Origin of the sequence: Effusibacillus consociatus, assembly GCF_042652925.1 — a bacterium.
Classification (GTDB): Bacteria; Bacillota; Bacilli; order Tumebacillales; family Effusibacillaceae; genus Effusibacillus; species Effusibacillus consociatus.
Map to the genome: position 1 here is coordinate 1 of NZ_JBHSHC010000151.1, position 2,851 is coordinate 2,851.

Sequence of the window (2,851 nt, forward strand, 5' to 3'; positions counted from 1 at the left end):
TTCCTGCCCCATGCAAGGTCGCTGCGACAAACAATTCGGCTTTTCCTTTGCGGACAACCCTTTTTTGTACGGTCCGATACCACAAGGCAGTGAATTGCAGGAGCGGATGCTCCTCTACCGTAAGCAGGTAGAGCTTGCTTTTGCACAAGAATCGAACCAACTGGATTCGGTCATGCGACACAAGAAGCTACCAGTTCGCAAAACAGCAAGAGTGCAATCCTTCCTCATCATGAGGGACATGTTCCGATTGATTCAAAGAATGATCCAGCATGTGCGGGATACCGTTCTTCCTTCGAATCATGTGGAACAAATTCACAAACTACGCGATATCCAAGTAGAACAATTCACTCTGCCGTTGGCATCGTAATTTGAATACATGAGGCCTGATCTAAAAAGTGTAGGAAGGCTCTACGGGATTAGTCTGCCTAAAAACGGCCATACATCAAAAGCTGTCAATACGAAAAGAGAGCCGGGTCATCCCAATCCCTTTCATTTCCATAAAAGGAATTCCGCTTGGTGAGATTTTGTTCAGAATTTTAATTCAGTACGTAGTTTTTAAACAGACTCTAATACATTTGCAAGGCATAAAATGGTTGAGGGAGTTAAATGAAAAAGTGTATATTTCTTTTTGGTTTAACATTAGTGGTTTCAGGGTGCTCTGGCGGTCACGACCATTATTCTCATATGAATGTTGACCGCGATTGCTCCGATTTTTCTTCTTCCCGAGAAGCCACAAAATTCATGAAAGCATCTATTAAAGCAGGATATGGTGACCATCGTTTGGACCGAGACCATGACGAGATGCTTGCGAATAACACGGGAGCCGTTTGGTTTCCCAATTTTACATATGGGGGGACTACTATGCGAATTTATTTTCATTGGAAGCCATTCTTAATTGTCGTAGGGACGTTTACGGCGGTTGTTATGTTGGTTAAATTATTTCAAGGTTAGGTGAAATCATGAAGTGGTTAACTAGTTTATTTTTCGTTCTTGCTATTATTTCAGGTACCTTACTCCATATTTGGACTGTTTTTATTGCATATTCGGACGCAGGTTTTCTTGGGGCAATTTTAACCTTCGTATTGCCCGGTCTTGCTCAGATTTATTGGTTCTATGATTCAGCCGTTCAATTTGGTATATTCGGAACCGTCTTTAATATCGCATGCGCGTCACAGCTTGCTCTTACGGTTTTTAATTATATTCTTGGTTCTTTGATTAAAGATTAAGTACTGGATGAAAGAAGGCGGATATATGTTTTGTCAAAAGTGTGGTACGAAAAATGCAGATGATGCGAACTTTTGTCAATCATGTGGAACTCCAATGCAAAAACTCACCCAATCTATTACTACCCCCAAAAATAAATATGCAGGTTTTTGGGTACGGGTTGGGGCTATGCTTTTGGATTCTATTATTCTGGCTCCTATAGCTTTTATTTTGGGTCTTATTTTTGGTTTTCTTGAACCACAAGAAGGGCCTGCGGATGCTATTTTACAACTCATAGTTATAGCGGGAACCTGGTTATATGTTGCACTCATGGAAAGCTCGTCAATACAAGGAACACTGGGGAAAAAGTTAGTTGGTATCAAAGTAACAGACATTCATGGAAATCGAATTTCCTTTTTACGTGCAACAGGTAGACACTTCAGTAAACTTTTGTCTTACATGATATTTTTCATCGGTTTCTTTATGGCAGGTTTCACGGAGAAAAAGCAGGCTTTACATGATATGATAGCAGGATGTCTTGTTGTAAAAAAACCGACTGAAGTAATCATAAATTCATCGGAAGGAAGTCCCTTATATGAATAATAATCTTGGCTGGAAGCATGCTTTAGGGATAGGTTTTGAAGTGCCTCCTATTGGTCAAAGACATAGTCAGTCGGGGAATGGTTCCTATACTGAGTTAATGCACAAATATGAAATATGGCTAAGGGACTATAAAGGCTTATCTTTTTTTCAACAGATTCCTTTTGAGGAAGGTTTGAAACTAAGAACAGAATTTGTTTTGACTCATATAGAACAATATCCAGAATGGTTTTCTAACTACAAAATTGAAAAATCATCTACCGGTAACTATATTTGTACGGGATGTCAGGGGATTATTGACGGGAGAATCTTGGAAACTCATAAACATAATACATAAGTAAAAAGAGTAAGCCCACAAGGATTCGATTAGTAAAGGTCAATCTATGACTAGCGCGTTCCTACATTCGTGTAGGGACGTTTTTTTTCACCAACGCATGGCACTGAAGTTTTCTGAAATTGTACGTCCAATTCGCTGGTAAGTTGCCGATTCAATACTTACCGCCTACCCCTCTGTCCTCCTATTCCATGAATTTTCAGCAAAATAGACCCGCGATATTTCCATTATTTTGTTTATATTCCGTGATAGTAGAAGAATGCTATATTTATTTCCGGCCCGTACTTCGTGACCACGTGGTTACATCGTTTCAAAGAGGAGAAGAAACAGAAGATAACAACTCATAAACAACGACAGGGACAAAGTAAGGTGGGATACGCTTATCCTGCCTTTCTACCCTGAAAATATCCGAGGCAGGGAGTACCTCTAAAGGCAATAGGAAACTAAACCCAGTGAAGCTATTTTTTAAAAACGTCACTGAGTTGCTAGAGCAATTCAAATTCGTTTTATGTGAAAGTCACTATGCTACTGATTCAATGGTAACTTTACACCCGAGTGATTCCAGTCGTTTAATTGCTTGGTTGATGACTCTCGTCTTGATCCGTTCATCGTAATAGTTGGGACCCAGTTCTTTGTAAGGCTCTTTATCCTTAAGCACATGGTACGCGATCGTTAAAATTTTACGGCCTGTTGCAACCGCTGCTCGTTTTTTTC

Annotated in this window: 5 protein-coding genes and 2 pseudogenes; 6 read left to right on the forward strand and 1 reads right to left on the reverse strand. The window is 39.9% G+C overall.

Annotation, left to right across the window (positions count from 1 at the left end; translation table 11 throughout):
* From ACFO8Q_RS21620 to ACFO8Q_RS21645, 6 genes and pseudogenes are all read left to right on the forward strand, one after another.
* A partial coding sequence (locus ACFO8Q_RS21620) for a hypothetical protein (RefSeq protein WP_380028996.1) occupies positions 1-367 on the forward strand: 367 nt, incomplete at its 5' end.
* Between the two features lie 239 nt (positions 368-606).
* Positions 607-660, forward strand: a pseudogene (locus ACFO8Q_RS21625) (lipoprotein); the annotation flags it as partial.
* A gap of 81 nt (positions 661-741) precedes the next feature.
* A complete protein-coding gene (locus tag ACFO8Q_RS21630) occupies positions 742-951 on the forward strand; it encodes a hypothetical protein (protein ID WP_380029005.1) in 210 nt (69 codons plus the stop codon).
* Between the two features lie 8 nt (positions 952-959).
* Positions 960-1,226, forward strand: a complete 267-nt coding sequence (locus ACFO8Q_RS21635) for a hypothetical protein (RefSeq protein ID WP_380028999.1) — start codon at positions 960-962, stop codon at positions 1,224-1,226.
* Positions 1,227-1,233: 7 nt separating this feature from the next.
* Complete coding sequence (locus ACFO8Q_RS21640; protein WP_380029001.1) at positions 1,234-1,806, forward strand: RDD family protein; 573 nt, start codon at positions 1,234-1,236, stop codon at positions 1,804-1,806.
* Positions 1,799-2,140 carry a hypothetical protein gene (locus tag ACFO8Q_RS21645; protein ID WP_380029003.1) on the forward strand — a complete coding sequence of 114 codons (342 nt, stop codon included), beginning with the start codon at positions 1,799-1,801 and terminating at the stop codon, positions 2,138-2,140. The genes ACFO8Q_RS21640 and ACFO8Q_RS21645 overlap by 8 nt, the downstream gene beginning before the upstream one ends.
* 517 nt (positions 2,141-2,657) lie before the next feature.
* Here the strand turns inward: ACFO8Q_RS21645 and ACFO8Q_RS21650 are convergent.
* Positions 2,658-2,851 (reverse strand): annotated as a pseudogene (locus ACFO8Q_RS21650) (IS110 family transposase); the annotation flags it as partial.